25 protein-coding genes and 1 riboswitch are annotated in these 26,953 nt (G+C 70.2%); of the genes, 9 read left to right on the forward strand and 16 right to left on the reverse strand.

The features are described 5' to 3' along the window. Window positions 1–182: 182 nt before the first annotated feature. Window positions 183–575, reverse strand: coding sequence for an STAS domain-containing protein (locus tag B9S64_RS23330; RefSeq protein ID WP_103489567.1), 393 nt, complete (start codon window positions 573–575; stop codon window positions 183–185). A 403-nt stretch (window positions 576–978) separates the two neighbouring features. On the opposite strand from B9S64_RS23330, the gene B9S64_RS23335 reads away from it, so the two are divergent. Then, a complete protein-coding gene (locus B9S64_RS23335; protein ID WP_028443757.1) occupies window positions 979–1,473 on the forward strand; it encodes a MarR family winged helix-turn-helix transcriptional regulator in 495 nt (164 codons plus the stop codon). Window positions 1,474–1,484: 11 nt separating this feature from the next. Here B9S64_RS23335 and B9S64_RS23340 read toward each other — a convergent pair whose 3' ends face one another. Further along, entirely contained in the window at window positions 1,485–2,669 is a 1,185-nt protein-coding gene (locus B9S64_RS23340; protein WP_103489568.1) for a PP2C family protein-serine/threonine phosphatase, read from the reverse strand. A gap of 302 nt (window positions 2,670–2,971) precedes the next feature. On the opposite strand from B9S64_RS23340, the gene B9S64_RS23345 reads away from it, so the two are divergent. Continuing rightward, a complete protein-coding gene (locus tag B9S64_RS23345) occupies window positions 2,972–3,862 on the forward strand; it encodes a SigB/SigF/SigG family RNA polymerase sigma factor (protein WP_103489569.1) in 891 nt (296 codons plus the stop codon). Between the two features lie 66 nt (window positions 3,863–3,928). Here the strand turns inward: B9S64_RS23345 and B9S64_RS23350 are convergent, their stop codons facing one another. From B9S64_RS23350 to B9S64_RS23380, 7 genes are all read right to left on the reverse strand, one after another. Further along, window positions 3,929–5,131, reverse strand: coding sequence for a hypothetical protein (locus B9S64_RS23350; protein WP_103489570.1), 1,203 nt, complete (start codon window positions 5,129–5,131; stop codon window positions 3,929–3,931). 49 nt (window positions 5,132–5,180) lie between these two features. Further along, complete coding sequence (locus B9S64_RS23355) at window positions 5,181–6,125, reverse strand: STM4015 family protein (RefSeq protein ID WP_308460743.1); 945 nt, start codon at window positions 6,123–6,125, stop codon at window positions 5,181–5,183. A gap of 88 nt (window positions 6,126–6,213) precedes the next feature. Then, window positions 6,214–6,726 carry a hypothetical protein gene (locus tag B9S64_RS23360; RefSeq protein WP_228869661.1) on the reverse strand — a complete coding sequence of 171 codons (513 nt, stop codon included), beginning with the start codon at window positions 6,724–6,726 and terminating at the stop codon, window positions 6,214–6,216. 59 nt (window positions 6,727–6,785) lie between these two features. Further along, the gene (locus B9S64_RS23365; RefSeq protein WP_103489572.1) at window positions 6,786–7,070 is read right to left on the reverse strand and encodes a DUF211 domain-containing protein; all 285 of its coding nucleotides are present in this window, start codon (window positions 7,068–7,070) and stop codon (window positions 6,786–6,788) included. Between the two features lie 187 nt (window positions 7,071–7,257). Continuing rightward, complete coding sequence (gene eno, locus B9S64_RS23370; RefSeq protein ID WP_103489573.1) at window positions 7,258–8,532, reverse strand: phosphopyruvate hydratase; 1,275 nt, start codon at window positions 8,530–8,532, stop codon at window positions 7,258–7,260. Between the two features lie 11 nt (window positions 8,533–8,543). Further along, complete coding sequence (locus tag B9S64_RS23375) at window positions 8,544–9,353, reverse strand: 2,3-diphosphoglycerate-dependent phosphoglycerate mutase (protein WP_103489586.1); 810 nt, start codon at window positions 9,351–9,353, stop codon at window positions 8,544–8,546. 261 nt (window positions 9,354–9,614) lie between these two features. After that, on the reverse strand, window positions 9,615–10,172 hold the full coding sequence (locus tag B9S64_RS23380) for a TetR/AcrR family transcriptional regulator (protein ID WP_219818755.1): 558 nt from the start codon (window positions 10,170–10,172) through the stop codon (window positions 9,615–9,617). A gap of 93 nt (window positions 10,173–10,265) precedes the next feature. Between B9S64_RS23380 and B9S64_RS23385 the strand changes: the two genes are divergently transcribed. Then, complete coding sequence (locus tag B9S64_RS23385; RefSeq protein ID WP_103489575.1) at window positions 10,266–11,315, forward strand: zinc-binding dehydrogenase; 1,050 nt, start codon at window positions 10,266–10,268, stop codon at window positions 11,313–11,315. Window positions 11,316–11,432: 117 nt separating this feature from the next. Here B9S64_RS23385 and B9S64_RS23390 read toward each other — a convergent pair whose 3' ends face one another. Next, window positions 11,433–11,924, reverse strand: coding sequence for a MarR family winged helix-turn-helix transcriptional regulator (locus B9S64_RS23390; RefSeq protein WP_103489576.1), 492 nt, complete (start codon window positions 11,922–11,924; stop codon window positions 11,433–11,435). 235 nt (window positions 11,925–12,159) lie between these two features. Here B9S64_RS23390 and B9S64_RS23395 point away from each other — a divergent pair, with 235 nt between their 5' ends. Further along, the gene (locus tag B9S64_RS23395) at window positions 12,160–13,782 is read left to right on the forward strand and encodes a hypothetical protein (RefSeq protein ID WP_146060072.1); all 1,623 of its coding nucleotides are present in this window, start codon (window positions 12,160–12,162) and stop codon (window positions 13,780–13,782) included. 492 nt (window positions 13,783–14,274) lie between these two features. On the opposite strand, the gene B9S64_RS23405 is transcribed toward B9S64_RS23395, so the two are convergent. The 6 genes from B9S64_RS23405 to gcvT form a co-directional block, all read right to left on the reverse strand. After that, window positions 14,275–15,174 (reverse strand): nucleotidyl transferase AbiEii/AbiGii toxin family protein, encoded by a 900-nt coding sequence (locus tag B9S64_RS23405; RefSeq protein WP_103489578.1) that lies wholly within the window; start codon window positions 15,172–15,174, stop codon window positions 14,275–14,277. Next, the gene (locus B9S64_RS23410; RefSeq protein WP_103489579.1) at window positions 15,174–15,788 is read right to left on the reverse strand and encodes a type IV toxin-antitoxin system AbiEi family antitoxin domain-containing protein; all 615 of its coding nucleotides are present in this window, start codon (window positions 15,786–15,788) and stop codon (window positions 15,174–15,176) included. The genes B9S64_RS23405 and B9S64_RS23410 overlap by 1 nt, the downstream gene beginning before the upstream one ends. Before the next feature lie 185 nt (window positions 15,789–15,973). Further along, a complete protein-coding gene (locus B9S64_RS23415) occupies window positions 15,974–17,359 on the reverse strand; it encodes an L-serine ammonia-lyase (RefSeq protein ID WP_103489580.1) in 1,386 nt (461 codons plus the stop codon). A 154-nt stretch (window positions 17,360–17,513) separates the two neighbouring features. Next, on the reverse strand, window positions 17,514–18,773 hold the full coding sequence (gene glyA / locus B9S64_RS23420) for a serine hydroxymethyltransferase (protein WP_103489581.1): 1,260 nt from the start codon (window positions 18,771–18,773) through the stop codon (window positions 17,514–17,516). Window positions 18,774–18,793: 20 nt separating this feature from the next. Beyond that, entirely contained in the window at window positions 18,794–19,171 is a 378-nt protein-coding gene (gene gcvH, locus B9S64_RS23425) for a glycine cleavage system protein GcvH (protein WP_103489582.1), read from the reverse strand. 191 nt (window positions 19,172–19,362) lie between these two features. Further along, window positions 19,363–20,484 (reverse strand): glycine cleavage system aminomethyltransferase GcvT, encoded by a 1,122-nt coding sequence (gene gcvT / locus B9S64_RS23430; RefSeq protein WP_103489583.1) that lies wholly within the window; start codon window positions 20,482–20,484, stop codon window positions 19,363–19,365. Between the two features lie 141 nt (window positions 20,485–20,625). Continuing rightward, window positions 20,626–20,721, reverse strand: a riboswitch (glycine riboswitch). 188 nt (window positions 20,722–20,909) lie between these two features. Here gcvT and B9S64_RS23435 point away from each other — a divergent pair. The 5 genes from B9S64_RS23435 (at window position 20,910) to B9S64_RS23455 (ending at window position 26,874) form a co-directional block, all read left to right on the forward strand. Further along, window positions 20,910–21,605: an AAA family ATPase gene (locus B9S64_RS23435; RefSeq protein ID WP_103489584.1), complete on the forward strand. Its 696-nt coding sequence runs from the start codon at window positions 20,910–20,912 to the stop codon at window positions 21,603–21,605. Window positions 21,606–21,906: 301 nt separating this feature from the next. Continuing rightward, window positions 21,907–22,686 (forward strand): enhanced serine sensitivity protein SseB, encoded by a 780-nt coding sequence (locus tag B9S64_RS23440; protein ID WP_103505265.1) that lies wholly within the window; start codon window positions 21,907–21,909, stop codon window positions 22,684–22,686. 226 nt (window positions 22,687–22,912) lie between these two features. Beyond that, a complete protein-coding gene (locus tag B9S64_RS23445) occupies window positions 22,913–23,707 on the forward strand; it encodes an enhanced serine sensitivity protein SseB C-terminal domain-containing protein (protein ID WP_103490958.1) in 795 nt (264 codons plus the stop codon). 369 nt (window positions 23,708–24,076) lie between these two features. Beyond that, window positions 24,077–25,069: an ABC transporter permease gene (locus B9S64_RS23450; RefSeq protein ID WP_103490959.1), complete on the forward strand. Its 993-nt coding sequence runs from the start codon at window positions 24,077–24,079 to the stop codon at window positions 25,067–25,069. Between the two features lie 44 nt (window positions 25,070–25,113). Then, the gene (locus tag B9S64_RS23455; RefSeq protein ID WP_103490960.1) at window positions 25,114–26,874 is read left to right on the forward strand and encodes an ABC transporter substrate-binding protein; all 1,761 of its coding nucleotides are present in this window, start codon (window positions 25,114–25,116) and stop codon (window positions 26,872–26,874) included. The last annotated feature ends 79 nt before the right edge of the window (window positions 26,875–26,953 follow it).

The raw sequence follows: 26,953 nt of genomic DNA on the forward strand, positions 1-26,953 counted from the left end.
AATGGAATCATGGTCACCGGGCGCGGGGCGTGTCAACCCGCGCCCGGACATGACGAAGGACCGGCCGCGTGTGAGCAACCGGTCCTCGGCAGGGGGCGAGTGGGCTGTCCGCCGTGTGCGGGCGGGCTGTCCGCCGCGTGGGGGCGGGCCGGGCGGTGCCACCCGCCCGGCCCGGCGTGGCCTCACACGCCGGACGTGTCCTCCTCCGCCGCGGACCCTCGCGTGAAGTGGGTGACGGCCTCGGCCACGTCGGCGTGTACGGGCATGAGGCCGCCGACCCCCGTCATGTCCAGCAGTCTGGTGAGCTGATCGGGTGCGGCGGCGACGGACAGGGACCCGTCGTGGTCTCTCGCGTGGTGGACTATGGCGATCAGCGCGTTGAGTCCCGAGGAGTCGCAGAACTCCACGGGCGCCATGTCGAGGACCACATGGGCGTAACCCTGTCCGATCAGGTCCACGGCCTTGGTCCGAAGGGCCGGTGCGGTCTCCACGTCGAGCTCGCCTGAGACGGTGACGACCGCGAGCGAGTCGGCCGGGTGCCGGACGGTGAGAACGAGAGTGGTGCTGTGAGTCATGACGTCATTGCTCCTGGCAGGGGCGGACGACTGAGGCCGGACCCGTGGGAGCGAGTCGGCGCGTACGGCCACAGGCGCCACCCGCAGGTGACGCGCCGCCCCCAGGCGCACCCTCCGACCGATCCGATGGGTGGCCGCCAGAATGTCGCTCATCGAATCCGGACTGCGGAAGCGTACCCCACGGCAACTGTTGTCCCCGGGGTGCATCGCGCCCGGAACGTGACCGTCGAAGCCTGCGGTCGGCAGAGGTAAGATGCTGGGGCCATACGCGTGTGCCCCTGAGGCGAGGCTCGGTCCTGACTTTCCGTACGAGCGCATCGGACGCCGGCACGCCTGCTCGGTCCGGTGGCCGGACGGAGCCAGACAGACGAGTACGACCATGCCGGATCGGAGTGTCATCTATATGGGCCTGAACCCCGAACCAGACCACCGGTCCCGGGACGCGGCTCACGAGGGTTCCGAGGTCATCGAACTGCTCGAAGTCCTGTGGGAACAAGGACGCGAGGCAGTACCGACCGGCCCGGTGTCCCCCTCCCAGCTCCGCGTGCTGTACACCCTGGACCGCGACGAGGGAATCAACCTGCGGATGCTCGCGGAAGCCCTGGGATCGGCCTCCCCCTCGGTCAGCAGACTGTGCGACCGGCTCCAGGCCACGGGATTCGTGGAGCGGGCCCCCAGCCCGGTCAGCCGGCGCGAGCTGGAGCTCCGGCTGACCAGCCACGGCAAGGCCTACCTCGTCGACCTGCGCATGCGCCGCGAGCAGGTCCTGATGTCGACCATCGACGCCATGCCGCCCAAGGCCCGGCGGGCGCTGCTCGAAGGACTCCGGAGCTTCCGCGGCGCGGCCGCCGCCGGACAGGAGGGCGGCACGGCCAGACCCCTGAGATCCACCGGGTAGCGGGACTCCGCTCACACCGGCGTGTCACCGGCCGGGGGCTGCCGCCCGAACCAGTCGAGGCAGACCACCAGGGCGTCGTCGTCCAGCGGGGCCGGGCCCCGGTAGTCCTTCAGATCACGCAGAACCGCCAGCGGCACCTGCGCGGACGGCAGGAAGCGGTGCGCGGACAGCGACCGCGCCAGCGCGCGCTCCCCGTAACGCTCCCCGGCCGCCGAGGCGCTCTCGTAGACCCCGTCGCTGCTCACCAGCAGCCGGTCGCCCGGCTCCACGTGGAGGTGCTCGGCGAGGTAGACCGTCTCCTCGAACATCCCGAGCGGAAGCTGCGCGTCGAAGGCGACGGACTCGACGGAGCGCCCCCGCAGCCGCCACATCCGGGGTGACCCGGCGTCCACGGCCTCCACCTCGCCGGTCGCCAGGTCGAACCGGAGCAGCAGTACCGAGGCGTGCAGAGCGCCCCGGTACTGCGCGTACACCGCCTGGTCGGCGAGGCTCGCCTGGCCGGGCAGGTCCAGCCCGGCGCGGCGGGCGTTGCGCAGGGCGTTGACGACGAGGTTGGTGAGCAGCGCGGCCTCCATCCCCTTGCCCATGCCGTTGGTGACGGTGAGCGTGAGGTGATGGGCCGAGACCGACCAGTCGAAGTTGTCACCGAAGATCGCGTACGCCGGCTCCAGATGCGCCCCCAGCGAGAACTCGGGGCGCGTCACCGAGCGGCCCGGCAGCAGTTGCCACTGCATCTCGGCGGCCAGCGTCAGACGGGTGGCGCGGCGGGCCAGCAGATAGAGATCGGTGTCCCGTTCGGCGATCAGGATCTCGTGGCCCAGGGCCTCGCAGATCCCCTGCATCTCCAGCAGATCCGCCCGGGTGCGGTCATCGGCGGTGATGACGGTGAGCACACCCATCCGGTCGCCCCTGACCGACACCGGCAGGTGCACCGTCACGGGGCCGTCGCCCGGCCTGGGCTCCACGAAGGGCTCCTGGGAGCCGAACGCCCGCCCCTGCGGGCTGTCATGGATGGGTACCGGCTCGGCGACCGGGGCCTCCCCGACCACCTGGAGGGTGGTCACCCCGTAGTCGGCAAGCCGCAGCTCCACGCTCCGCACGTCGTACTGCTCCCGCAGAGCCGCCGTGACGACATCGAGGAGCAGATGGGGTGCGGCACTGCGCAACGCCCGCTCGACGGCAGCGATTCTGTCCACGTGATCCTGTTTCTCGTTCGGGCCGCGCCGAACCCGGGCCGACCGCGAGCCCCGGGCCGTCGGCGTTCAGCGTACGGGGCCTGGCCCCGGTCGAGTGCGGCGCGCCCGAAAGGTCGCTCCGGTGGCCGGGGCCGTCAGGTGTGGGTGAGTGACTGGCGGGGGCCGGACACCTGGGCTCATCTTACGATGTACAGAGACAACAGTTTCCACACAGCAAGAAAAAATCGGCTCGGTGAGCATGCCCCGGGAAAGCCGGGGCAGGGGCCCTTCAGGAAGCTTTCACCACCAGGGAGGGTAGGCACATGTCATTGATCTCCGAACGGACCGCCGCAACCACCACGGGTGACGAGGTGTCGGCTCCGGACGGCCGGGCGGCATCCGTCGGGGAGCTGCCCTGGATCGAGGACGCCGGAAAGATCGCCCCGAAGGACGCCCGGGAGCTCTCGGCGCTCTTCTTCGCGCAGCTCCAGGTGCTGGAAGAGGGCACGCACGAGTACCAGTACGCCCGCAACGTCCTCATCGAGATGAACATCTCCCTGGTGCGGTTCGCCGCGCGCCGCTTCCGCAACCGCGGCAGCGGCGACATGGAGGACATCACCCAGGTCGGCATCGTCGGCCTCATCAAGGCCATCGACCGGTTCGAGCTCTCCCGCAACGTCGAGTTCGCCACCTTCGCCGTCCCCTACATCGTCGGCGAGATCAAGCGGTTCTTCCGTGACACCACCTGGGCCGTCCATGTGCCCCGCCGGCTCCAGGAACTGCGGGTGGAACTCGCCAAGGCCAAGGAGGAGCTGGCCGTACGCCTCGACCGCGACCCCACGGTGAAGGAACTGGCCGAGCACCTGGACCTCACCGAGGACGAGGTCGTCGAGGGCATCGTCGCCTCCAACGGCTACACCGCGGGCTCGCTCGACCTGCCGACCGACTCCAACGAGGCCTCGGCCACCGCCACGCGGACGTTCGCCGACGTCCTCGGTGAACCCGACGCCGCCATGGAGACCGTCGAGAACCTGCACGCCCTCGCCCCGCTCCTCGAAGAGCTGGACGACCGCGAACGGCGCATCATCGAGATGCGGTTCGGCCAGGAGATGACCCAGGCGCAGATCGGCGCCGAACTGGGCATCTCCCAGATGCATGTCTCCCGCCTGCTGACCCGCACCCTCGGCAAGCTCCGCACGGGCATGTTCGCCTGAGCCGCGCCGCCCGGTACGGGACGGCGCCGCGCGCGGCCCGCCGCCCCACGGCGGCATCCGCCCGGCTCACCCGCGCGGTACCGCCCGTGTCTCCGGGTAGACCACCTCGTCGGGCAGCCGGTAGCCGAGGGTGGTCAGCCGCGCCGCGACGTCGGCGGGGCTCCGGCACGTCAGACTCGCGCTGCGCAGGACGTGTTCCAGATGGACGCCGTCCAGGAACGAGCGGTCCACCGTCCCCAGCAGCCGGATGTCCTCCTCGTCCGCGACGGCGGGCGGTATCGCGTTCTTGTGCAGCCGGTGTCCCAGCGCGGCCAGTCGCTCCGCCGTCGCGGCGGGGCCGCGGCCGGTGACGAGCGCCGCGCGCAGGACGTGCCGCAACGCCACCCCGACCACGCCGTTCACCCGCAGCCAGGGGGCCCGCCCGTCCAGTCGCTCGCTCAGGACGACGAGGTCGTCCGGCTCCGGGACGTCGGGGACGAGGACTTCGCCGGCCCCCCAGCAGCCCAGCTCGGCGAGACGGGCGACGACGTCCGCCGGGCGACGCCCCGTCGCGCGGGCGGCGTCGAGGACATGGCCGGGGCTCTGGGCGGCCATCGCGAAGTCCAGGCCGTCGCCGGGGCGACCGGTGAGGCCGAGGAGGCGGTCGTCGTCGGGGTGCGGGGTGTAGGGCAGGCGGACGCCGAGCGCGACCAGCCGCAGGGCGGCGGCGTGCGGGCCGCACTTCAGCCGCGTGGCGATGTCGAGCACATGGCGCGCCCTGGCCTGCTCGCCGTGGTCGAGCCACTCGCCGTTGCCCTTGGCGTCGGTGCGGATCAGCAGCACGTCCCGGGCGTCGTGGGTCTCGGGCAGCGGTCCGGCGACGGCCGGGTAGTGGTATCCGAGAGCGGTCAGCCGCCGTGCGACCTCGGCCGGGGCCACGCCCAGCTGTTCCGCCAGGACGACCGTCTGCCGCAACGGCACCGGCGCGGTGACGTCGAGCCAGTCGAAGTCGTACTCCTTCCCCAGCGGCCTGAGCAGGACGGTGTCCTCGGGGGCCACGGCTTCGGGCAGCGGACCCTCGGGGCGCTCCACCTCGTGGTACCCCAGGGCGGCCAGCCGGGACACCACGGCGGCGGGCGCGCACCGCAGCAGGGCGGCGGAGGCGAGCAGATGCCCGTACGGCACCGGCTTGCCCGGGTCCAGCCAGGGCGGGCCGTCCCTCAGCAGCCGACCCGCGACCCGGCGGTCGTCCGGGTCCCCGGAGACGGGGGCGTGGGGTGCGTCGGTCATCGTGCTGCCTTCCGGTGCGTGGCTGTGACTGCGGGACGGGCGGGGGCGGTCATTCGGCCACCGCGATGTAACGGCCGTGTTCCATGCCGTCCTCCAGGTCGTACTCGTCCTCCTCGGACTTCCCGGTCAGGTTCACCCGGACCCCCGAGGGCTCCAGAGCCGACCAGAGGCGCAGCATCATGGCGTGGCTGAGGAAGTGGTGGGAGAGGTCCAGCTCTTCCAGGTGGGTGAGCGGCTGCCCCGAGAGCAGCGCCTCTCCACCGGTGTCGGAGAGGGAGCCCATCGACAGGCTCAGTGAACGCAGCCGGGCCACCACCGGGGCCGAGGCCAGCGCGGCGGCCAACTCGTCCTGGTCGGGGCTGTTCTGGAGACCGAGGTGGCGCAGCGCGGGCTTGCCGTCACCGGCCAGCAGCGGGGCGAGCTGCTCGACCGTCGTTCCGCCTCCGTACTCCTCGGTGCCCAGCCACAGCTCCAGCCGCTCCAGCGAGGGCAGATCGGCAGCGGCTATGTGCTCCGCCGCCTCGGGCGGTATTCCCCCGGACTCGACCCGCAGAGAACGCAGATTCCGGTGCCCGGCCACCGGGAAGTCGAGGTTGTCCCCACCACGCACCACCAGCTCCTGGAGCCCGGGGAACGCCTCCAGGAGCGGCCCCAGATCGTGCAGTCCGATCAGGGAGATCATCGACTCCTCGTACTCCAGATCACCGAGGAAGACCGCTTCGAGTCCGGTGAACCGGTCGCGCAGCCCGATCACGGCGTCGTCGGACCCGCCGAAGGAGTCGTACCAGGGGTGGCCCAGGATCAGCGCCCGCACCTTCTCCAGCTCGACCATCCCGGTGAAACGCCTCCAGCACGCCTCGGAGTCCTCGTCCGACGGGTACGGCCCGCAGCTCAGCCGCCAGGCCACGGCCCCGGCGTCGGGCAGGTCCTCGGGGTGGGCGTACGGGGGAAAGGTGTATACGGGCAGTCCGTGGAAGCGCCGGACGTGGTGCACATGCGACAAGGCTGGTCTCCCGACACTGCGTGCTCTGACTGTGCGTTCCGTTCTATCAGCGGGCACTGACAGCCGGTCACGCAGCCGGTCACGCGATGTCCAGCCGCACACCGATGAGGAGGACGCAGAATCCGCCGACAGCCATGGTGAGGGTCCAGCGTCCGACACGTCCGCCGATCACACGGGCGAGCACGCCTCCGAGCCCGGCCAGCGCGGCCACGGCGAGGGCCGGCACGATCCACACGGGACCGGGCAGGACCACTCCGGCGAACAAGGGGAGCGCCGCTCCCAGAAAGCTCGCCGCGCACGCCACCGCCATGGAGGCGAAGGAAGCGGTGAGCGCACGGCGGCCCAGCCGTCCGGCGGCCAGCCGTCCGCTCTCGGTCAGGTTCAGTTCCCTGGACGCGTGGACCAGGTGGGCCCGCCGCTCCGCGTAGTCCGCCACGAAGACCGTGAACGCGGTCGTCACCAGGGCCGCCGCACCCACCCGCGCCCCCAGCGAGAGGACCGGACGCGCGGAGGAGCCGAGCAGAGCCGAACCCGCCAGCGTGAGGGCGTTCAACAGGCCGTCCGTCAGGCCCAGCACCAGCGGCAGACGCATTCTGGCGCTCCCCTCGGCCATGCGCCGCGGGAGGCTCGCCAGGCCGGTCTCTCCGGTCTTCATCGCGCCCGGGGAACGCGTTCCAACACGTATGCTCCGGCGACCACTTGATCGACGCTGTGCACGACGGCACCCGCGTGTTCGATGCTGCGCACCACCGCGGCGACATCGATGTCGTCCCCCTCCACGGTGATGTCCGTTCCGACCGTCTCGATGTCGATGGCATCGACGGTGATGTTGACGGCGAGGACCCCGTCCACCTTCTCGATGGCTTGGGCCAGGCTGAGGAGGTCGGGTTCGTCCACGGTCTTGTCCACGTCCATGACCAACCGCCGTATGGGCATCGCGTCCTCCCGGGCTTGGTACGGCGACCGGTGGTCGCACTCTGACTGCGGAACGCGGTGGGCACGCGAGGCACCCGCGACGCATCGGCCGTACCCATCGACCATATGCGCCGCGGAGGACCGGCGCGCGGCGGCGACCGTCGGGGAAGCGACGGCCGGGACCCGGTCCGGCCCTGGTGCGCGACGTTCAGGGAGCGACCACCCCGAAGCGGAGGTCCACGGGGTGCGCGTCGGCGATTTCGAGCAGGCGGTCGTACTTGGCCACCCGCTCACCACGCGCCGGGGCGCCCGACTTGATCTGCCCGCATCCGGTGCCCACCGCCAGGTCGGCGATGAAGGCGTCCGGGGTCTCCCCGGACCGGTGGGAGATCATCTGCGTGTAACCCGCCTCACGGCAGATCCGCATGGCCTCCAGCGTCTCGGTGACGGTTCCGATCTGGTTGACCTTGATCAGCGAGGAGTTGCCGACCGTGCGCGTGACGGCCTGGGCGATGGTCGCGGGGTCGGTGACGAAGATGTCGTCGCCCATCAGTTGCACGCGGCTGCCCAGACGCGCCGTGAGACGGGTCCAACCGTCCCAGTCGTCCTCGGCGAGACCGTCCTCGATGCTCCACACCGGGAAGTTCTCGATCATCTCCTCGTACCGGTCGATGAGCTGGTCGGAGGTGAGACTCTCGCCGGCGATCCGGTAGTCGCCGTCTTCGCGGAACTCACTGGCGGCCGGATCGAGCGCGAGGGCGACGCCCTCGCGTCCGGCGGCATAACCGGCGTCCTCGATGGCGCTCACCAGTACCCTCAGCACGTCCTCGGGGCGGTCGATGTCCGGGGCGAAGCCGCCCTCGTCGCCGAGTCCCGTCGGCTGCCCCTCCGACGCCAGGCGGGCCTTGAGCCGGCCGTAGATCTCGGCGCCCGCGCGTACGGCCTCCGCGAGGCTCGGAGCACCGAGCGGGGCGAGCATGAACTCCTGGAAGTCGAGGTCGTTGGCCGCGTGGGCGCCACCGTTGACGACGTTGAAGTGCGGCACCGGCAGGCGCGGCGAGGTGCCCGCGCGCCGGGCGATGTGCTGCCAGAGTGCCGTACCGCCGCTCGCCGCTTCGGCGCGGGTGGCGGCCAGTGACACACCGGTGATCGCGTTGGCGCCGAGCCGGGCCTTGTCGTCGGTGCCGTCCAGCGCGATCAGCGCCCGGTCGACGGCGGCCGCGGACGAGAAGGTCCGGCCGGTGAGGGCCTGGGCGATCTCGCCGTTGACGTTGCCGACCGCGGTCAGCACCCCTTGGCCGCCGTAGCGGGACCGGCCCGTGTCACGCAGCTCGACCGCTTCCATGGAGCCGGTGGAGGCGCCCGAGGGCACAGCGGAGTGGATCCGCCCGCCCTCGGACGTGGTGAGGGTGACGGCGAGGGTGGGGCGGGCGCGGGAGTCGAGGATCTCGACGGCGTGCAGGTCGGTGATGCGCAAGGACATGGGGTTCTCCCTCACGTCGTGGGTGGGTCGGAGGCGGCGGGTGACAACTCGGCGCGGCCCTCGGCCGCGACCCGTTCGGCGCCCGCCAGGGCGGTGGGGGCATCCAGGTAGACGCCGCCGCGTACGAGGGGGCGCAGGGCGTCGGCGTCGAAGTCGTACCGGAGGGGGGCCGCCGTGGGAATGTTCAGCTCCGCGATCTCCCGCCCGGACAGGACGTCGAGAACGGTCACCAGGGCTCGCAGGGAGTTGCCGTGCGCGACGACCAGCACCACGGACGAGGCGCGCAGTTGGGGAGCGAGCACGTCCGCCCAGTACGGAGCCACCCGGGCGGTCATGTCGGCGAAGCTCTCCACGGCGGGCACGACCTCCGGCGGCAGGAGAGCGTAGCGGGGGTCGGCCCGGAGCCGGGCCAGCTCGTGTACGGGCAGGGGCCCGGGACGGCCGTGCGGCGACCGCCGCAACCGGTCGAACCGGCGGGGGCCGACCTCCGCGAGGACTTCGCTCTTCCGCCGTCCGGCCAGCGCCCCGTACTGGCGCTCGTTGAGCCGCCAGGTCCGCCGGACCGGGATCCACTGCCGGTCCAGTCCGGCGAGCACGATGTCGGCGCTGCTGATCGAGCGGGCCAGGACCGAGGTGTGGACGGCGTCCGGCAACAGACCGTCACGGGAGAGCAGTTCGCCCGTGAGCTGGGCCTCTTCACGCCCCCGGGCGGTCAGGGGCACGTCCGCCCAGCCGGTGAAGCGGCCTTCCACGTTGGCGGTGCTCTGCCCATGACGCACCAGGACCAGGCTCCTCGCACCGCCGCACCGGGCCTCAGACATCGGCATCGCCCCTGGGAACCGGTCCGGCGGTGCGGCGGGGAACGGCGGACGGGACCATGCATCCTCCTGGTCGTCTCGGCTACCTGACCAGGGACCGTCAGCGGCACGCCGCCGCGGTCGCGGTGAGCCCCGTCACCCGACGTGCCGGACGTCTTCCCAGGATGCGCCGTCCGAGGCAGGCACGCCATTCGGGCGAAGTGCGTGCTGTTCGCGGGGATCGGATCTGCTCGGCGAAGTGATGCCCGGATACGCGGTGACGCTCTACCGGCGGGGCGCTGCGCCGGCGTGGACCAGGGCCCGCGCCAGGCCGGCGCTCGCCGGAAGGGTGTCGAGCGGGAGGGGCTGGCTGGCGACGGCACCCTCGTGCAGCACGAGGAGCTGGGTGGCGAGGGCGTCCGGGTCCGGGCAGCCCGCCGCGGTGGCGAGCTCCTTGAACAGGCCGAGCAGCCAGAGCTTCTGGTTCGTCGCGATGCGGTGGGCGGGATGCGAGGGGTCCGGGAGCTCCGCCAGCGCGTTGATGAAGGCGCACCCGCGGGCGTTGGTCCCGCTCCAGGTCCGCAAGGCCTCGAAGGGGGCGGTGACGGCCTCGGCCGGAGTGCCGGCGGCGGCGACGGCGGCTCGGACGAGTGACCGCCAGCGCTCGTCGCGTTCCGTGAGACAGGCCGCGACGAGGTGGTCCTTCGAGCCGAACTGGTTGTACAGGGTCCGCTTGGTCACCCCCGAGTGCTCGGCGATCAGATCCACGCCGACCGCCGTGATGCCCCGGTTGTAGAACAGTTCCTCCGCGGCCGCCACGATGCGGCGGCCGGCCGGCGTCATGGGCCGCGTTTCCTGCATGACTGGACCTCTTTACCGATCGGTGTACGGTGGGGGATGTTCACAGATCAGTATACCTGGCAGGAGGTTCAGACGATGGGCACGTCCCGGTTGATGCGAGCGGTGCGAATCACAGGGCACGGAGGGCCGGAGGTCCTGGAGCTGACGGAGGTCGCCGTCCCCGACCCGCAGGCAGGAGAGGTGTTGGTCCAGGTCGGCGCGGTGGCGCTGAACAACACCGACCTGTGGACCCGGGAGGGCGCCTACGGCCGCCCGGGAGACCCGAAGGCGACGTCGGGCTGGCGGGGCCCGATCGACTTCCCGCGGATCCAGGGCGCCGACGTGGCCGGCCGGGTCGTCGCCGTGGGGGCCGGGGTGGAGGAGGGCCTGGTCGGACGCCGGGTGGTCGTCGATCCCGCGATCTACGACACCGAAGGGCCGGACGCCAACCCGGTGGGTCTGATGGGGAGCGAACGCGACGGCGGGTACGCCGAGTACGTGACAGCGCCGGCGGAGCGCGTGCACGACGTGTCGGAGTCCCCGCTCACGGACGACCAGCTCGCGACGTTGCCCACCGCCTACGGCACGGCGCTGGGCATGATCGAGCGAGGCCGGCTGCGGAAGGGAGAGACCGCCCTGGTCTCGGGAGCGTCCGGCGGCGTCGGCGTCGCGCTGGTGCAGATCGCCCGTGCGCGCGGGGCGAAGGTGATCGCCATCAGCAGCGGACCGAAGATCGACGCGGTGCGCGAAGCGGGCGCGCACGCGGTCGTCGACCGCGCGGGAGACATCGCCGGACAGATCCGCTCCGCCGCCCCGGAGGGAATCGACGTCGCACTCGACGTCGTGGCCGGGGAGCTGCTGGGCGAGGGCCTGCCGCTGCTGCGCGAAGGGGGCCGGTGGGTCGTCGCCGGAGCGCTCGGTGGCTACGAGGTGTCCTTCGACGTGCGCCGTCTCTACCTGCGCAATGCCCAGGTCATCGGATCGGCGATGCACACGCCCACACACTTCGGCCTCCTCATGGACCTGGCTCGCCGGGCGGAGGTCCAGCCCGTCGTCGCCACGGTCTTCCCACTGGAGCAGGCCGCGCGGGCGCAGGAGGAACTCTCCCGCAGGGGGCACGTGGGAAAGATCGTCATGCACCCCTGAGTTCCGCCCGCCGGGACCCCGGCGGAGCCGTGAGCCACGCTGGTGACGGTGACGGGCGTCCGCCACCGCGTCGGACGTCTCTCCGTCGACGCTCGTCGGCCGGCCACGGGGCAGCCCTCAGGAGGCGCCGCTGCCCTCGACGTTGGCGACCATCCTGCGCAGCACCTTGAGCGCGGCCACGTACTCCTCGTCGCTGATGCCCTCGTGGACCACGCCGCGCAGCTCGGTCACCAGATCCCGCAGTCGCACCCTGGCGGCCTCCCCGGCGTCCGTGAGCCGCAGACGCTGCCCGGCGTCGGTCCTGAGCCAGCCGCGGTGGAGCAGCTGGTCGATGACGCGCGCGATCTCGTGCGGCCCGTCCGCGAGCGGCGTCAGCTGGATGACGACGTCCTCGCGGCTCGGCGCCGCGGGCCCTCCGTCGACCCGGTTGAGCACCCAGTACTGCGGCTGCGTGACGTCGATCGTGGCCATGGCGTCACGCAGTTGCCGGGTGACGGCCGCCTGGGCGAGGCCACTCCAGTATCCGATGGGCTGAGTGGCCAGCATGTCGTCGGTGGCGGCGGGATCAGCCGGTGCCTGGTCAGTGGGGGTGTCAGACAGCGGTTTCATGATCGCGACGCTACAACTCCGTTCCGGGCGACGGACAGTCGCGTACCGGACACGGTGGCCGTGTGTCGGCGTACGAGGATCCGAGGCGTCCGCTCCCCACGGACAGATGACATTCACGAAGTGGGCGCCAGGGTCTTGCCCCGCATGCCGGCCGCTGGCAATCTGACCGCCAGACAGCAGACATCTTACGTCCGCTGTCCAATTAGTGAGCTTTATGTGAAGGTGGGGAGAGCACATGAGCGACGAAATCCGCAGCGGGGTCACGAGGCGGGGCGTTCTGCTTGGAGGCCTGGCTACGACGGCGATGGGCGCGGCGGGCACCTTCGCCGTGGCGGGACCGGCGACCGCGAGTTCGCCGGCCGTACTCATGGCCGACGGGTCTTCGCCGGCCGATCCGACAGGCAGGCGCCACACGTACTTCGCCTTCGACACCGGCCTCTGGAACGGACATCTGGGAATGGCGAACTGCCAGATCGAGATGGGCCGTTTCGTCAAGGACGAGAAGCACAACCCCCTGTTCAGGGAAGGCATCTTTGAGCATCCCCGGTTGCCGTGGGAGCCGCGCTTCGACAACGGGTACCCGAACGTCTTCTGGGATGCGCAGCACAAGAAGTTCCGCTGCTACTACACGCTCTTCCTCCGCGACCCCGCATCACTCAACACCCCTCCGGAGAAGAGGCGCGGGCAGGACTACGTCATCGCGAACAGGAAAACCGGCTGCTGTTACGCGGAGTCCGTGGACGGCGTGCACTGGACGAAGCCCGAACTGGGGCTGGTTGACTTCGACGGCAGCAAGAAGAACAACATCCTGTTCGAGAACGTTCAGGGAACGTCGGTCCTCTACGACCCCACGGATCCGGACTCCAGTCGCCGGTACAAGCTGATCACACTGCGTGAGTCGGGTGGAACCTCGCTGTGCGTGGCGTTCTCGTCCGACGGTATTCATTTCAGCGATCTGAAGCCCTGGCCGGCCAACAGCCCTTCCCCGGGAGCGGACTGCCACAACCTGGTCTTCCGGGACTCGCGTACAAACGAATACGTCCTCATCACCCGTCTGTGGGACAGCAACATCCGCGTCTCCGCCATGTCGCGGTCCAAGGATTTCATCAACTGGTCGAAGCCGGTCGAAGTCCACCGGGGCAACGGGTTCGAGTCCCAGATCTACTCGATGCCGGTCTTCGAGTACGGCGACCTCTACCTCGGGCTCGCCTCGCTGTACAGGGACGGCGACACCACGCTTCCGCACCATGACACCGTTGACCTGGCACTTCAGTGGTCCAGCAACCTCACCGAGTGGAACGACGTCGCTCTCCAGGACAGTACATTTATCCCGCACGGTAAGGGCATGGACACATACCCACGTGGCGACTTCGACAGCAGCGTCATTTTCTCCTCGACCCCCGTAGAAGTCGACGACAAGCTGTACTTCTACTACATGGGCGGCAAGGGCCGGCACACCGGCTGGCGTGAGTCCGCACTCGGCAGGGGATACGTCGAAAAGGACAAGTTCGCCTGCTACGGCAGCCGTAAAGGGAACGCGGTGTCCTCCCTCACCACACAGGGACTCAACTTCTACGGGAACGACATTGAGTTGCTCGTCGACATCGAGGACGGCGGATGGCTCGAAGTGGACCTGATGAACCAAGCGGGGACCGTCGTGCAAAGCGGTTTCGAAGCCGACAGCAGCCGACTCCGGAAGCTCGGCAACGGATGGCGTCAGCTCACGTGGCACAAGTCGTCCGTCATGAACCTCGATCGCGATTCCTTCTACGCCATGAGGATCACGATGCGTAAGGCGAAACTCTGGGCCATCCAGGGCGACCTGTACGTGCGCCCGCTGAAGTACGCCAAGCCCTGACCTGCGCGCCCGCACCCGCCCTGCCTCACCCCGTGCTCACGGACGGCGCAGCACGGGGCGGCTCGGCTCAACCGGGTGCACCAGTCCTGATCAGGGAACCGTCACGAGGCGGTACCACACGGCACCGCACGACCGGGGTCCGGCCCTTCTCGCCCCCGGTCCCTCCGATGACCTGGTCGGACCGGATGCCCGGCCCGTCATTTCACCCACCGGACATCGACAGCGTTCAGCGACACCCCGAACACCGCCGCCACATCCTCACGGGTCCAACCCGGCCCAACCCGCCACCGCCCGCAACCGCAAGGCATCCTGCGCCGACGGCGACAGATGCCGCGCGTCGCCTACCAAGCCGCTCACACCGCCTGGCGACCCCGAATCCAAACCGTTTCGGATCGATGACAGTCGAGACGCGGCACACGGCGCCAAGCGGCAACTGGGCTGGGCGAGGGAGGTGTCCGTTCTGACAGGCCGCGGTAATGAACTACAGCCGAATCAGATCCACGTACTGTCTGAGCTGTTCCACCTACGTGTGGCGGCGGTGCCCGCGAGCAGTGGGTCCGCGAATGTGACGACCAGTCCTACCACGTCGGTGAAGAGATTCGGATAGCCGGCCGAGGAAGGACCCTGTCGGCGGCGCCAGGCTGCGTAAGAGGATTGGCGGCGCTCGGCGAGGTCGGTGATCGTGGCGCTGAGGGGCTTCAGCTGTATGCCGCGGTGTGTGGCGGTGGCGGTCAGCGCCGCGGCCAGATCTTCGCTGTTGAGATCGTTGAGTGTCAGCAGGCGGTAGAGATCCGCGTAATCCCGGTCGCGGGTGTTGAGATCCCCGAGCGAGACGGCGGTGGAGAGCTTCTCTGCGATGACCGTGGCGAGCGGGTAACCGAGGAGCTGGAAACTGTCAGAGGTGAGCTGCTGCGGGTAGTTGATGATCTGAGGTCCGGGAGTGACGGGATCGCCGAAGCTGATGTCCAGTTGGAGCTTGAGGCGTGCCCGGGCGACCGACGCGGCCATCGACAGCCGGAGGCCGTGATACTCGTCCTCTTCTCGGATAGGCACGGTTCGGAGCGTGGCGGAATCGTACGTCACACCGTCGTCGACTTCAGTAGCGGCGATCGCGGCGATTCTGCGGATGATCTCGGCTTCCTCGCCGGAGAACGCGTGGCCGAGGATGTCGATGTCACGGGTCGTCCGGCGGGCGCCGAACTGGGCGAGCAGCAAGCCGCCTTTGAGGATGAAGTGCTGGCGGCCGAGGGGGGACGATCCGAGGCGGTAGAGGAAGCGTTCCAGTACGTACTCGACCATGACCTCGTCCGTTGAACGGCCGTTGCGCCGAGCCAGATTGCGTAGATCATGGTAGATGCGGCCTGCGGTGGTGGCGCGAGTTGGATTGGCCATCAGGCGAGCACCGCCTCTACGGCGGGGCGGATGACGGAGAGCGCATTCAGCTCGCGCGCGATGAATTGAAGCTCGCCGACCCCGCCTCGTCCGCTGCGTCGCAGGTAACGGCCGAGCGCGGACAGGGCCATGGTCTCGCCGATTCTGCCACGGTGGCGCATCGCGTCGACAACGCTGCGGGCAGCGTTGTACACGGGAACGGTCTCTCCTGGTGCGGCCTCGAACCGTTCGACGCCGAGATCGAAGGTCTTGGCCGCGTACTGAGCCACCACGGTCGGGGGATAGGAGATCGTGGGGCGGCGTGATCCGCGTGGTACGGCGATGTGCACGGCGCTGGGAATGTCATCGATCAGTTCGTGCAGAGCCAGAGCGGACTCCCCGCACAGGACAGCGCGAGGCGCCCGCGTGCACACGGCCAGTAGATCTGCGTACGCGGTTTCCGCTGCGTCTGCCTGCCGGTACACGCCACGGGACAGTTCGTCTATCTCCCCTTCGGTGATCAGGTACGCCAGATCACGAGCGGAGAGCAGGGCCTGACGTGCCTGCGCTGTCGTGAACGTCGGGGAGAGGGCAGCCAGCCGCTGGTTCAAGCGCGAGGTTTCCGCAGCACTCATGTATCGAATGATACCCCTCTGATGGAGGTAGGGGATCGATTTGATACGCCCAGGTGGTGGGGGCGGAGTTCCGACATCGTCCATGCGCCACGGATCTACAGGTCGGACGCCCATCTTCGCGGCGTGGGCAGGGAAGGCCCTGACAGCGCTGAAGGACACGAACGCGCTGGTCAGGGCCTACGAGGTCAGCACTCGATGATGTTCACCGCGAGCCCGCCCCGAGCCGTCTCCTTGTACTTCACGCTCATGTCCGCGCCGGTCTCCTTCATGGTCTTGATGACCTTGTCCAGCGAGACCTTGTGGCTGCCGTCGCCCCGCAGGGCCATCTTGGCCGCCGTGACCGCCTTCACCGCCGCCATGCCGTTGCGCTCGATGCACGGGATCTGGACCAGGCCGCCGACCGGGTCGCAGGTCAGGCCCAGGTTGTGTTCCATGCCGATCTCGGCGGCGTTCTCCACCTGCTCGGGGGAGCCGCCCAGGACCTCCGCCAGGGCGCCCGCCGCCATCGAGCAGGCCGAGCCGACCTCGCCCTGGCAGCCGACCTCGGCGCCCGAGATGGAGGCGTTCTCCTTGAAGAGCATGCCGATGGCGCCGGCGGCCAGCAGGAAGCGGACGACGCTGTCGTCCTTCTCGGTGTCCGTCGCGCCGCCCGCCGCGAAGTTCATGTAGTAGTGCAGGACGGCGGGGATGATGCCGGCCGCGCCGTTGGTCGGGGCGGTCACCACGCGGCCGCCCGCCGCGTTCTCCTCGTTGACCGCCATCGCGTAGAGGGTGATCCACTCCATGGCGTGCGTCTGGGGGTCGCCCTCGGCGCGGAGCTGGCGGGCCGAGTTGGCGGCGCGGCGGCGGACCTTCAGGCCGCCGGGCAGGATGCCCTCGCGGGACATGCCGCGGGCCACGCAGGCCTGCATGACCCGCCAGATCTCCAGGAGGCCCGTGCGGATCTCCTCCTCGGTGCGCCAGGCCTTCTCGTTCTCCAGCATGAGGGAGGAGATCGACAGCCCGGTCTCGCCGGTGAGCCGCAGCAGCTCGTCGCCGGTGCGGAACGGGTGCCGCAGCACCGTGTCGTCCGGGACGATCGGGTCCTCGCCCGCCACCGCGTCCTCGTCGACGACGAATCCGCCGCCGACCGAGTAGTACGTCTTCTCCAGGAGCGGGGCACCCTCGCGGTCGTACGCGAGGACGGTCATCCCGTTGGCGTGGTACGGCAGCGCCTTGCGGCGGTGCAGGACCAGCTGCTCGTCGGCGTCGAAGGGGATCTCGTGCACGCCGAGCAGGTTGATGCGGCCCGAGGAGCGGATCTCCTCGACGCGCGCGTCGGCGCCCTCGACGTCGACGGTGCGGGGCGACTCGCCCTCCAGGCCGAGCAGCACCGCCTTGGGGGTGCCGTGGCCGTGGCCGGTGGCCCCGAGGGAGCCGTACAGCTCCGCGCGTATCGACGCGGTGTGGGCCAGCAGGCCCTCGTTCTTGAGGCGGCGGGCGAACATACGCGCCGCGCGCATCGGGCCGACGGTGTGGGAGCTGGACGGGCCGATGCCGACCGAGAAGAGGTCGAAGACCGAGAGGGCCACGGGGAACTCCTAAAAGGGTTGGTAGACGCCGTTGTCTGCCGGGTGGTGCGGGGCGGGCCGGGTGGGCCCGCGAAGCGCGGGGCAGCGGTGGGGGCACCGCGCTCACTGTTCAGTGTGCGCGGTGCCCCCACCGGTCGTGCAAACTGCGGATGACCTACGCGAGGCCGGGGTACAGCGGGAACCGGCCGGCCAGCGCCGCCACCCGGGCCTTGAGGCCCTCGGCGTCGTACGCGGGCTTGAGCGCGGCGGCGATGATCTCGGCGACCTCGGTGAACTCCTCGGTGCCGAAGCCACGGGTGGCCAGGGCCGGCGTACCGATCCGCAGACCCGAGGTGACCATCGGGGGCCGCGGGTCGTTCGGAACGGCGTTCCGGTTGACCGTGATGCCGAGCTCGTGGAGCCGGTCCTCGGCCTGCTGGCCGTCCAGCTCGGAGTCGCGCAGGTCGACGAGGACCAGGTGCACGTCCGTACCGCCGGAGAGGACGGAGACACCGGCCTCGGTGACGTCCGGCTGGACCAGGCGCTCGGCGAGGATACGGGCGCCGTCCAGCGTGCGCTGCTGGCGGTCCTTGAACTCGTCGGTCGCCGCGACCTTGAACGAGACGGCCTTGGCCGCGATCACGTGCTCCAGCGGGCCGCCCTGCTGACCGGGGAAGACCGCGGAGTTGATCTTCTTGGCGAGCTCCTGCGTCGACAGGATGACACCGCCGCGCGGACCGCCCAGCGTCTTGTGCGTCGTGGTGGTGACGACGTGGGCGTGCGGCACCGGGTTGGGGTGCAGTCCCGCGGCGACGAGGCCCGCGAAGTGCGCCATGTCCACCATCAGGTACGCGCCGACCTCGTCCGCGATACGGCGGAAGGCGGCGAAGTCGAGCTGACGGGGGTAGGCGGACCAGCCGGCCACGATGAGCCGCGGCTTGGCCTCCTTGGCCAGGCGCTCGACCTCGGCCATGTCCACGACGCCGGTGTCGTCGACGTGGTACGGGACCACGTTGTACAGCTTGCCGGAGAAGTTGATCTTCATGCCGTGGGTCAGGTGACCGCCGTGGGCCAGGTTCAGGCCCATGATCGTGTCGCCCGGCTTCAGCAGTGCGAACATCGCCGCCGCGTTCGCCTGGGCGCCCGAGTGCGGCTGTACGTTCGCCGCCTCGGCGCCGAAGAGCGCCTTGACCCGGTCGATCGCGATCCGCTCGATCACGTCGACGTGCTCGCAGCCGCCGTAGTAGCGACGGCCCGGGTAGCCCTCGGCGTACTTGTTGGTGAGAACGGAGCCCTGGGCCTCCATGACCGCGACCGGGGCGAAGTTCTCCGAGGCGATCATCTCAAGGGTGGACTGCTGGCGGTGGAGCTCGGCGTCGACGGCGGTGGCGACGTCCGGGTCCAGCTCGTGGAGTGAGGAATTGAGAAGCGACATCAGATGGTCCCTAGGGGTCTTTAGTTGCCGGAGAACTCGGTGTACGCGTCGGCGGAGAGAAGGTCGTCCGGCTCCTCCACGACGCGCACCTTGAACAGCCAGCCGCCCTCGAAGGGGGCGGTGTTCACCAGCGACGGGTCGTCCACGACGTCCTGGTTCGCCGCCGTGACCTCGCCGGTCACCGGCGAGTACAGGTCGCTGACCGACTTGGTCGACTCCAGCTCACCGCAGGTCTCGCCCGCGGTGACCGTGTCGCCGACCTCAGGGAGCTGGGCGTAGACGACGTCACCGAGCGCGTTGGCCGCGTACTCGGTGATGCCGATCGTGGCCACGCCGTCCTCGAGGGCCGACAGCCACTCGTGCTCCTTGCTGTACCGCAGCTGCTGGGGGTTGCTCATGGTCTGAATTCTCCTGTACGCGGGGGAGTGCTGGTGAACGGTGGTCTTGCGGTGTGAGACGGGACCTCGTCACGTTCGTGCGGGTGTGGTCACGTCCGTACGGGCGTCGTCACGTCCGTGGGGTGTGGTCACGTCCGTGCGGGCGCGGTCACGCCCGTGGGGGCGCGGGCCGGTCCGGAGTGCGCCCGGTGTCACTTCTCGCGCTTGTAGAACGGCAGCGCGACGACCTCGTACGGCTCGTGGGTGCCGCGGATGTCCACGGCGACGCCCTCGGTGCCGGGCTCCGCGTACGCCGGGTCGACGTAGGCCATGGCGATCGGCTTGCCCAGGGTGGGCGACGGGGCGCCGGAGGTGACCTCGCCGACGACCTGGCCGTCGGCGCCCGCGACGACGGGGTAACCGGCGCGGGGCACCCGGCGGCCCTGGGCGACCAGGCCGACGAGCTTGCGCGGCGGGGTGCTCGCGGCGCGGTCGGCGGCCGCCCGCAGCGCCTCGCGGCCCACGAAGTCGCCCTCCTTCTCGAACTTCACCACTCGGCCGAAGCCCGCGTCGAACGGGGTCAGCGCGGAGGTCAGCTCGTGCCCGTACAGCGGCATGCCCGCCTCCAGGCGCAGCGTGTCGCGGCAGGACAGGCCGCACGGGACGAGCCCGTGGGGCGCGCCGGCCTCGGTGAGCGCCTTCCACAGCCCCTCGGCGTGCTCGGGCGCCACGAAGAGCTCGAAGCCGTCCTCACCGGTGTAGCCGGTACGGGCGATGAGCGCGGGGACCCCGGCGACCGTGCCCGGCAGGCCCGCGTAGTACTTCAGCCCGTCCAGGTCGGCGTCCGTGACCGCCTTCAGGACGGCGGAGGACTCGGGGCCCTGGACGGCGAGCAGCGCGTAGGCGTCCCGGTCGTCGCGCACCTCGGCGTCGAAGCCCCCGACACGCTCGGTCAGGGCGTCCAGGACCACCTGGGCGTTGCCCGCGTTGGCGACGACCATGTACGTGTTCTCGCCGAGGCGGTAGACGATCAGGTCGTCCAGGATCCCGCCGTCCTCGGCGACGATCATCGTGTAGCGGGCCCGGCCGGTGCCGACGGTGGCGATGTTGCCGACCAGCGCGTAGCTCAGGAAGGCGGCGGCCTGCGGTCCGGTGACGGCGATCTCGCCCATGTGGGACAGGTCGAACAGCCCGGCCCGGGTGCGGACGGCGTTGTGCTCGTCGCGCTCACTGGCGTACCGCAGCGGCATGTCCCAGCCCGCGAAGTCGGTCATGGTCGCGCCGAGGGACCGGTGCGTCGCGTCGAGAGGAGTGAGACGGGGGGCAGTGCTCATGGATACGGCTCCAGGGCATGACGGCAGAGGACGAACCCTCCCCATCTGTCATCGGAACCTGAGAGGTTCGCCGAAAGCCCCTGAACGGGGTCGGCTTGCACCTTGGGTGGAGCCGCGAAGCGGCCCGCTTTTCAGATCTGCCTCATCCGCGCGGTACGGGGCCTGAGAGATTCAAGGGAGGAACTTGCTCCTTCGGCGCCCGGTGCGCAGTGACCGGGACTCTCCCGCGCGGATTCAAACGGCCGGTATGCAATTGGCGGGGCCATCATCGCATGCCGTGCGGGAGAGTGGGCCCGCGAGCGCACGAACGGGTTCATGACGGGCTTCCCGGAGGACACACGCGGCCCGGCGCGGTTGTGTCGCATTACCTTTTCTTTACACTTCTTGGGCAGGTCCGGTGGGGCGACGAGCGCAGGGGGACGGCCATGACGTTGCAGCCACACGCGGCGACCGCGAACGATCCGGGGGTGCCCGGCGCGACGCACGACGCGATGCCCGCGCAGCCGGGCGCCCCCGCCCGGGAGAGTCTGCGCCCGCCCGTCCCGCCCGTGCGTGACCTGCGGCGGGGCGCCGGGGGCGGGCCGAAGGCGCTGGACTACCCCCCGGGCGACGTCGTGGTGGTCTCCGGACTGCCGGGCGGCGGCAAGTCCACGCTGATCCGGCGCACGGCCGCGGAGCACGCCGTGGACTCGCAGGACACCCGGGACCGCTGGGCCGGCTCGCTGCCCCGCCCGGTGCCGTACTCCCTCTACCGCCCCCTGGTGCGCGTGGCCCACTACCTCGGGCTGTGGCGGGCCCTGCGCGCGGGCGGATCCGTCGTCGTGCACGACTGCGGGACACAGACCTGGGTGCGGCGCTGGCTGGCCCGGGACGCCCGCCGGCGCGGACACCTTCTGCACCTGGTGCTGCTCGACGTCACACCCCGGGTGGCCCGGCAGGGGCAGCGGGAGCGCGGACGCGGGGTCTCCGCCTACGCGTTCGCCCGGCACCGGCGCGCGGTGGGGCGGCTGCTGGGCGTCACCGGCGAGGGGCGGCTGCCGCCGGGCTGCGCCTCCGTCGTGCTCCTGGACCGGGAGGCGGCCGGGGCGATCTTACGGATCTCCTTCAGGGACAGCCCTTAAGAGCTGCCCGGACGGATGGGCCGCGGGGCCGGACCGAGCCAGTCGCCCGGCGCGCCTTCGCACTTTCGTGCGCCCGCGCGCGCCGCGCACAGGGCGCACGCGACCGCCCCGCGCGGGCTCCGCCGTACGCGTGGCCGTGACGCGATTCGCGGAAGCACACCCGGAACGCCTCCTTCCGGGTGTCCGGAATCTGGACGCGACCGGGTCGTGGAAGGGGCCCGGGACCGCGTCACTGCCCCCCGGCCCGGTGTCGGTCTATGGTTTCTGCCGCAGAGCATGGCGAGAGAGGGACTGAGACACCGTGGACATTCCGGCACAGGCGCATCCCCAGCAGGGATGGCCGGCCAACGAGCTCGAAGAGGTCCTCACCGCGTCGGTGGGGGTGCCCGACGCCGGCGGACGGCTCGTCGAGGTGCTCGGCCGCAGCCCGGTCTGGGTGCCCCTGCCGAACGGCGGCGGACCCGAGAGCCCCGACCTGGACCTGCCGACCGTCGAGATCGGCGGTGCCGCGTACGTCCCCGTGTTCAGCTCCGAGGCGCAGTTCCGCCACTGCGCCGGACCCGCCCTCCCCTTCGCCGTCGCGCCCGCCCGCGACCTCGCCCGGGGGCTCCCCCCGCAGCTCGGCCTCGCGGTCAACCCGGGCGGCGCGGTCGGCATGCCGCTGCCGCCGCCCGCCGTCGCCGAACTCTGCCGGGCCGGCCGCACCGCGCTGGACGGCCCCGCCGGCGGCGGCCGGGTCCGGCTGTACGAACCGGACTGGAAGCAGGACCCCGTCGACTTCCTCTCCGCGGTGGCCGCCGAGTTCCACGCGAGCGGGGTGGTGGGCACCGCCCGCCGGACACTGGCCAGCATCGAGGGCGGCGATCCGGTCCTCTTCGTCGGCGTCGAGTCCGCCGGCGTCGAGCCGGCCCCGTGGGACGACGCCGGGCAGAGCGTCCCCATGGAGGCGCTGGGCCGCGCGCTCGGCCGGATCCCGGTGCCCTGGCCGGTCAGCCTCGTCCTGCTCGACGTGGCCCAGGACCCGGTCGGTGACTGGATGCTGGAGAAGGTGCGGCCGTTCTACCGGCGCGAGGAGTACTGACGGCTCGTGGAAGCGGCTCAGGCGCCGCCCCGTGGCGTCAAGACGGTGTCAGGGGCGGCGCATAAGCTGGTTGGATGAGGAGGTCGCCCCGTGTGCCCGGAGCGACACCACAGCACCGTGAGACGGGCCGACGGCAGCGTGAGACGGGCCGACGGCGTGAGACAGGCCGGAGCACCGTGAGACGGGCCGACGGCCGTACAGCGATCGACGAGGGGCGGGACCCAGGGTGAGTGCGTCAGGCACGGCGGCGGCCGGACAGGTCGAGCACATGCTGCGCCAAGTGACCCCCGGGCGTCTCGACGCGTACGAGGCGCTGCTGGGGGCGCTGGCGGACGGCCAGGTCTGGATGCTCCTCTGGCACGGCACGGCCGGTTCACCCGACGCCCAGTACGGCAACATGGAGGTGGGCGGCCTGGGTTACGCCCCGTGCGTGACCTCCGCCCAGGAGCTCTCGGCCAGCGGATGGAACAGGGCCCACGAGCTGATCACCGGCCGCGACATCGCCCGCGCGCTGTTCCCCGACCGCTGGGGGATCTGGCTCAACCCGCACGCTCCCGGCGGCGGCGTGGGCATTCCCTGGCTGGACCTCCGCCGCATCGCCACGGGCCTCGACCGGATGCCGGCGGGCCCGCTGCGGCTCACCGAGCCCGCCATCGAACTCCCGCAGTTCTACGCCCTGTTGGCGCAGAACGCCCATCGCACCCCGGCGATCCGCTCGCTGCGCCGAGCCTGGGTGCAGCCCGCCCTCGGTGTCCCCTACCTCGCCATCGGACTGGACCTCTACGACACGGGCCGCCCCTCCGTGGACGCGGCCCGCGCCATGATGCGGCAGTCGGTCGGCGCGGTCCCCGACGGGCTGCCCGTCTCCACGGTCTCGATGTCCGACGAGTACGACCCGGTCGCCCTGTGGCTGCGCGCCAACGCCCGGCCGTTCTACGCCCGCGAGGCGCACGCCGCCCCCGCCGGGCCGCCGCCGGTGTCCGCGCCCGGCTACGGCTACCCGCCCCCGCGTACGTACTGAGCGGTCGGCGGGTGGCCCCTCACCCACCGAGGGCGTGCGGCTAATTGTCCCGTCATGAAGGCGAGTTGGCCTACATGTCCGTTATCGTGGATTAGTGGCCGAGAGGTCCGCTCAGTAAGACCCGTTGTCCGGATAACGGAAACCCACTGACCGCATCACGTTTGAGCAAACATTCCCCGCTGGGTCTGGCGGGTGATCGCGCGGAAGCTGAAGACTCCACCTCAGCAGGTGGTCCCTGCCCGACTCATGCCTCTTTCAAACAGGGGTTGTTCAGTGTTGGACCACCATCAGTGACATGTGTTGTGTACGAGCCGCTACAGCGGCGGTCATGGGCCGGCCAACCGTCGGCCGAGAGGGGTCTCCAGCGCGATGACGGCACCTATCGAGACCACCAGGGCGGATGCGCGGCCCGAAGCGGTGCTGGAAGGCGCGGGCGGCAAGGAGATCGAGGGCCGCTCGCTCGGACGCATCGCCTGGACCCGTTTCAAGCGGGACAAGGCCGCGATGGCCGGTGGCATCGTTGTCGTGCTGCTGATCCTCACCGCCGTACTCTCCAAGCCGATCCAGTCGCTCCTCGGCCTCGACCCGAACGCCTTCAACCAGGGTCTCGTCGACCCCGTCATGCTGGCCCCCAAGGGCGACTTCGGCGGCATCAGCTGGGACCACCCCCTCGGTGTGGAACCGCAGACCGGGCGCGACATCTTCGCCCGCATCCTGGAAGGTTCCTGGGTCTCCCTGGTCGTCGCCGTCGGCTCCACGCTCCTCTCGGTCGTCATCGGCGTCGTGATGGGCGTCGTGGCCGGCTTCTACGGCGGCTGGGTCGACAGCTTCATCAGCCGGATGATGGACACCTTCCTCGCCTTCCCCCTGCTGCTCTTCGCGATCTCCATCTCCGCTTCCCTGCAGGGCAACGCCTTCGGGATGGAAGGGCTCACGCTGCGGATCGCGGTCCTGATCTTCGTGATCGGCTTCTTCAGCTGGCCCTACATCGGGCGCATCGTCCGCGCGCAGACCCTGTCGCTGCGTGAGCGGGAGTTCGTCGAGGCGGCCCGCTCGCTGGGCGCGCGCGGCCCGTTCATCCTCTTCCGCGAGCTGCTGCCGAACCTGATCGCGCCGATCCTCGTCTACGCGACGCTCCTGATCCCCACGAACATCCTCTTCGAGGCCTCCCTCTCCTTCCTCGGCGTCGGTATCGCGCCGCCGCAGGCCTCGTGGGGCGGCATGCTCACGCAGGCGGTCGACCTCTACGAGGTGGACCCGATGTTCATGGTCATCCCCGGCATGGCGATCTTCGTCACCGTGCTGGCCTTCAATCTGCTGGGGGACGGGCTGCGCGACGCACTCGACCCTCGTGGCAAGTAAGCGCGGCCATGCCGCACCGGACGAACGAGGGGGCTTTCCTCAGCATGCAGAACAGAAAGACAGCGGCGGCCATAGCGGTGGCCGTGGCGGTGTCGCTCGGCGCATCCGCCTGCAGCAGCAGTGACTCGGACAGCAAGGGCGGCGGTGGCGGCGGCAACGCCAAGGCCGACGCCGGTCTGACGTCGATCGTCAACACCAGTGACAAGAAGGGCGGGACGCTCTCGCTGGAGCACTCCAGCGGTCCCGACTCGCTGGACCCGGGCAACACGTACTACGGCTGGGTGCAGAACTTCTCCCGCCTGTACGGCCGCACCCTGGTGACCTTCAAGCCGGCCGCCGGTGACGCCAGCCTGGACCTCGTCCCGGACCTGGCGACCGACCTCGGCAAGGCCAGCGCGGACGCCAAGACCTGGACGTACACGATCCGCAAGGGCGTGAAGTTCGAGGACGGCACCGAGGTCACCTCGAAGGACGTCAAGTACGCCATCGAGCGCTCCAACTTCGCGCCGGAGGCCCTCTCCAACGGCCCGACGTACTTCAAGGCGTACCTCGAAGGCGGCGACAAGTACAAGGGTCCGTACAAGGACAAGTCGCCCGAGGGCCTCAAGTCCATCGAGACGCCGGACGACTACACGATCGTCTTCAAGCTGAACAAGCCGTTCGCGGACATGGACTACCTCGCGACCTTCTCGCAGACCGCGCCGGTCCAGCAGAAGGCCGACAAGGGCGCCGCCTACGTCCAGAAGATCGTCTCCTCGGGGCCGTACAAGTTCTCGGCGTACGACGAGAGCAAGGGCGCCACGCTGGTCCGCAACCCGGAGTGGGACGCGAAGAGCGACCCGATCCGCAAGGCCCTGCCGGACAAGGTGGAGCTGAAGTTCAACGTCAACGCCACCACGGTCGACGACCACCTGCTCGACGACGTGATCACCGCCGACGCCGGCGGCACGGGCCTTCAGTCCAAGACCCAGCCCAAGGTCCTGGCCAAGGCCGCCGAGAAGGCGAAGACGGACAACCCGTACGCCGGCGCCCTCCAGTACCTGGCGCTGAACGTCAACGTGAAGCCGTTCGACAACGTCGAGTGCCGCAAGGCCGTCCAGTACGCCGTGGACAAGCAGAGCATGGTCGACTCGATCGGCGGCTCGGTCAAGGGCGACCCGGCCAGCACGGTCATCCCGCCGAGCGTCGCCGGGTACAAGGAGTTCGACCTCTACCCGACCGAGGGCAGCAAGGGCGACGCCGCCAAGGCGAAGGAGCACCTGACCAAGTGCGGTCACCCCGAGGGGTTCAAGACCACGCTGACGGCCCGTTCCGACCGTCCTGACGAGATCACCGCGGCCACCCAGCTCCAGAACAGCCTGAAGACGATCGGCATCACCGCCGAGATCAAGCAGTTCCCGGCCGACAAGTACTTCACGGACTTCGCGGGCGTTCCCGAGTGGGTCCACAAGAACAACGCGGGCATGATGATGATGGCCTGGGGCGCCGACTGGCCGACCGGCTTCGGCTTCCTCGACCAGATCGTCAACGGCTCGGCCATCAAGCCGTCCGGTGGCACCAACCTGATGGAGCTCAACGACAAGGGCATCAACGAGCTCATCGTCAAGGGCATCGGCACCGTCGACACCACGGAGCGCAACGCCACGTGGGGCGAGGTCGACCAGAAGGTCATGGAGAACGCCTCGGTCGTTCCGCTCTTCTACCGCAAGAACCTGCTGTACCGCCCGGACTCCGCGGCGAACGTCACGGTCACGAACGCGTACCTCGGTATGTACGACTTCGTGCTGATGACCTCCACCAAGTAACACCTGTTCATCAAAAGCATCCCCTGAAAGGCAGGTGAAGGCGCCGGGCCGGCGGGCTACACCCCGTCCGCCCGCCCGG

Origin of the sequence: Streptomyces sp. SM18 (genome assembly GCF_002910775.2) — a bacterium.
In the GTDB taxonomy this organism is placed as follows: Bacteria; Actinomycetota; Actinomycetes; order Streptomycetales; family Streptomycetaceae; genus Streptomyces; species Streptomyces halstedii.

Excerpts from the sequence above, each read along its gene's own strand:
- B9S64_RS23405 (WP_103489578.1), bottom strand. The coding sequence starts at position 15,174 with ATGGCCAATCCAACTCGCGCCACCACCGCAGGCCGCATCTACCATGAT.
- B9S64_RS23385 (WP_103489575.1), top strand. The coding sequence starts at position 10,266 with ATGGGCACGTCCCGGTTGATGCGAGCGGTGCGAATCACAGGGCACGGA.
- B9S64_RS23335 (WP_028443757.1), top strand. The coding sequence starts at position 979 with ATGGGCCTGAACCCCGAACCAGACCACCGGTCCCGGGACGCGGCTCAC.
- B9S64_RS23360 (WP_228869661.1), bottom strand. The coding sequence starts at position 6,726 with ATGCGTCTGCCGCTGGTGCTGGGCCTGACGGACGGCCTGTTGAACGCC.
- B9S64_RS23375 (WP_103489586.1), bottom strand. The coding sequence starts at position 9,353 with ATGTCTGAGGCCCGGTGCGGCGGTGCGAGGAGCCTGGTCCTGGTGCGT.
- B9S64_RS23345 (WP_103489569.1), top strand. The coding sequence starts at position 2,972 with ATGTCATTGATCTCCGAACGGACCGCCGCAACCACCACGGGTGACGAG.
- glyA (WP_103489581.1), bottom strand. The coding sequence starts at position 18,773 with ATGTCGCTTCTCAATTCCTCACTCCACGAGCTGGACCCGGACGTCGCC.
- gcvH (WP_103489582.1), bottom strand. The coding sequence starts at position 19,171 with ATGAGCAACCCCCAGCAGCTGCGGTACAGCAAGGAGCACGAGTGGCTG.
- B9S64_RS23365 (WP_103489572.1), bottom strand. The coding sequence starts at position 7,070 with ATGCCCATACGGCGGTTGGTCATGGACGTGGACAAGACCGTGGACGAA.
- B9S64_RS23350 (WP_103489570.1), bottom strand. The coding sequence starts at position 5,131 with ATGACCGACGCACCCCACGCCCCCGTCTCCGGGGACCCGGACGACCGC.
- B9S64_RS23395 (WP_146060072.1), top strand. The coding sequence starts at position 12,160 with ATGAGCGACGAAATCCGCAGCGGGGTCACGAGGCGGGGCGTTCTGCTT.
- B9S64_RS23435 (WP_103489584.1), top strand. The coding sequence starts at position 20,910 with ATGACGTTGCAGCCACACGCGGCGACCGCGAACGATCCGGGGGTGCCC.
- B9S64_RS23410 (WP_103489579.1), bottom strand. The coding sequence starts at position 15,788 with ATGAGTGCTGCGGAAACCTCGCGCTTGAACCAGCGGCTGGCTGCCCTC.
- B9S64_RS23450 (WP_103490959.1), top strand. The coding sequence starts at position 24,077 with ATGACGGCACCTATCGAGACCACCAGGGCGGATGCGCGGCCCGAAGCG.
- gcvT (WP_103489583.1), bottom strand. The coding sequence starts at position 20,484 with ATGAGCACTGCCCCCCGTCTCACTCCTCTCGACGCGACGCACCGGTCC.
- B9S64_RS23330 (WP_103489567.1), bottom strand. The coding sequence starts at position 575 with ATGACTCACAGCACCACTCTCGTTCTCACCGTCCGGCACCCGGCCGAC.
- B9S64_RS23390 (WP_103489576.1), bottom strand. The coding sequence starts at position 11,924 with ATGAAACCGCTGTCTGACACCCCCACTGACCAGGCACCGGCTGATCCC.
- B9S64_RS23380 (WP_219818755.1), bottom strand. The coding sequence starts at position 10,172 with ATGACGCCGGCCGGCCGCCGCATCGTGGCGGCCGCGGAGGAACTGTTC.
- eno (WP_103489573.1), bottom strand. The coding sequence starts at position 8,532 with ATGTCCTTGCGCATCACCGACCTGCACGCCGTCGAGATCCTCGACTCC.
- B9S64_RS23455 (WP_103490960.1), top strand. The coding sequence starts at position 25,114 with ATGCAGAACAGAAAGACAGCGGCGGCCATAGCGGTGGCCGTGGCGGTG.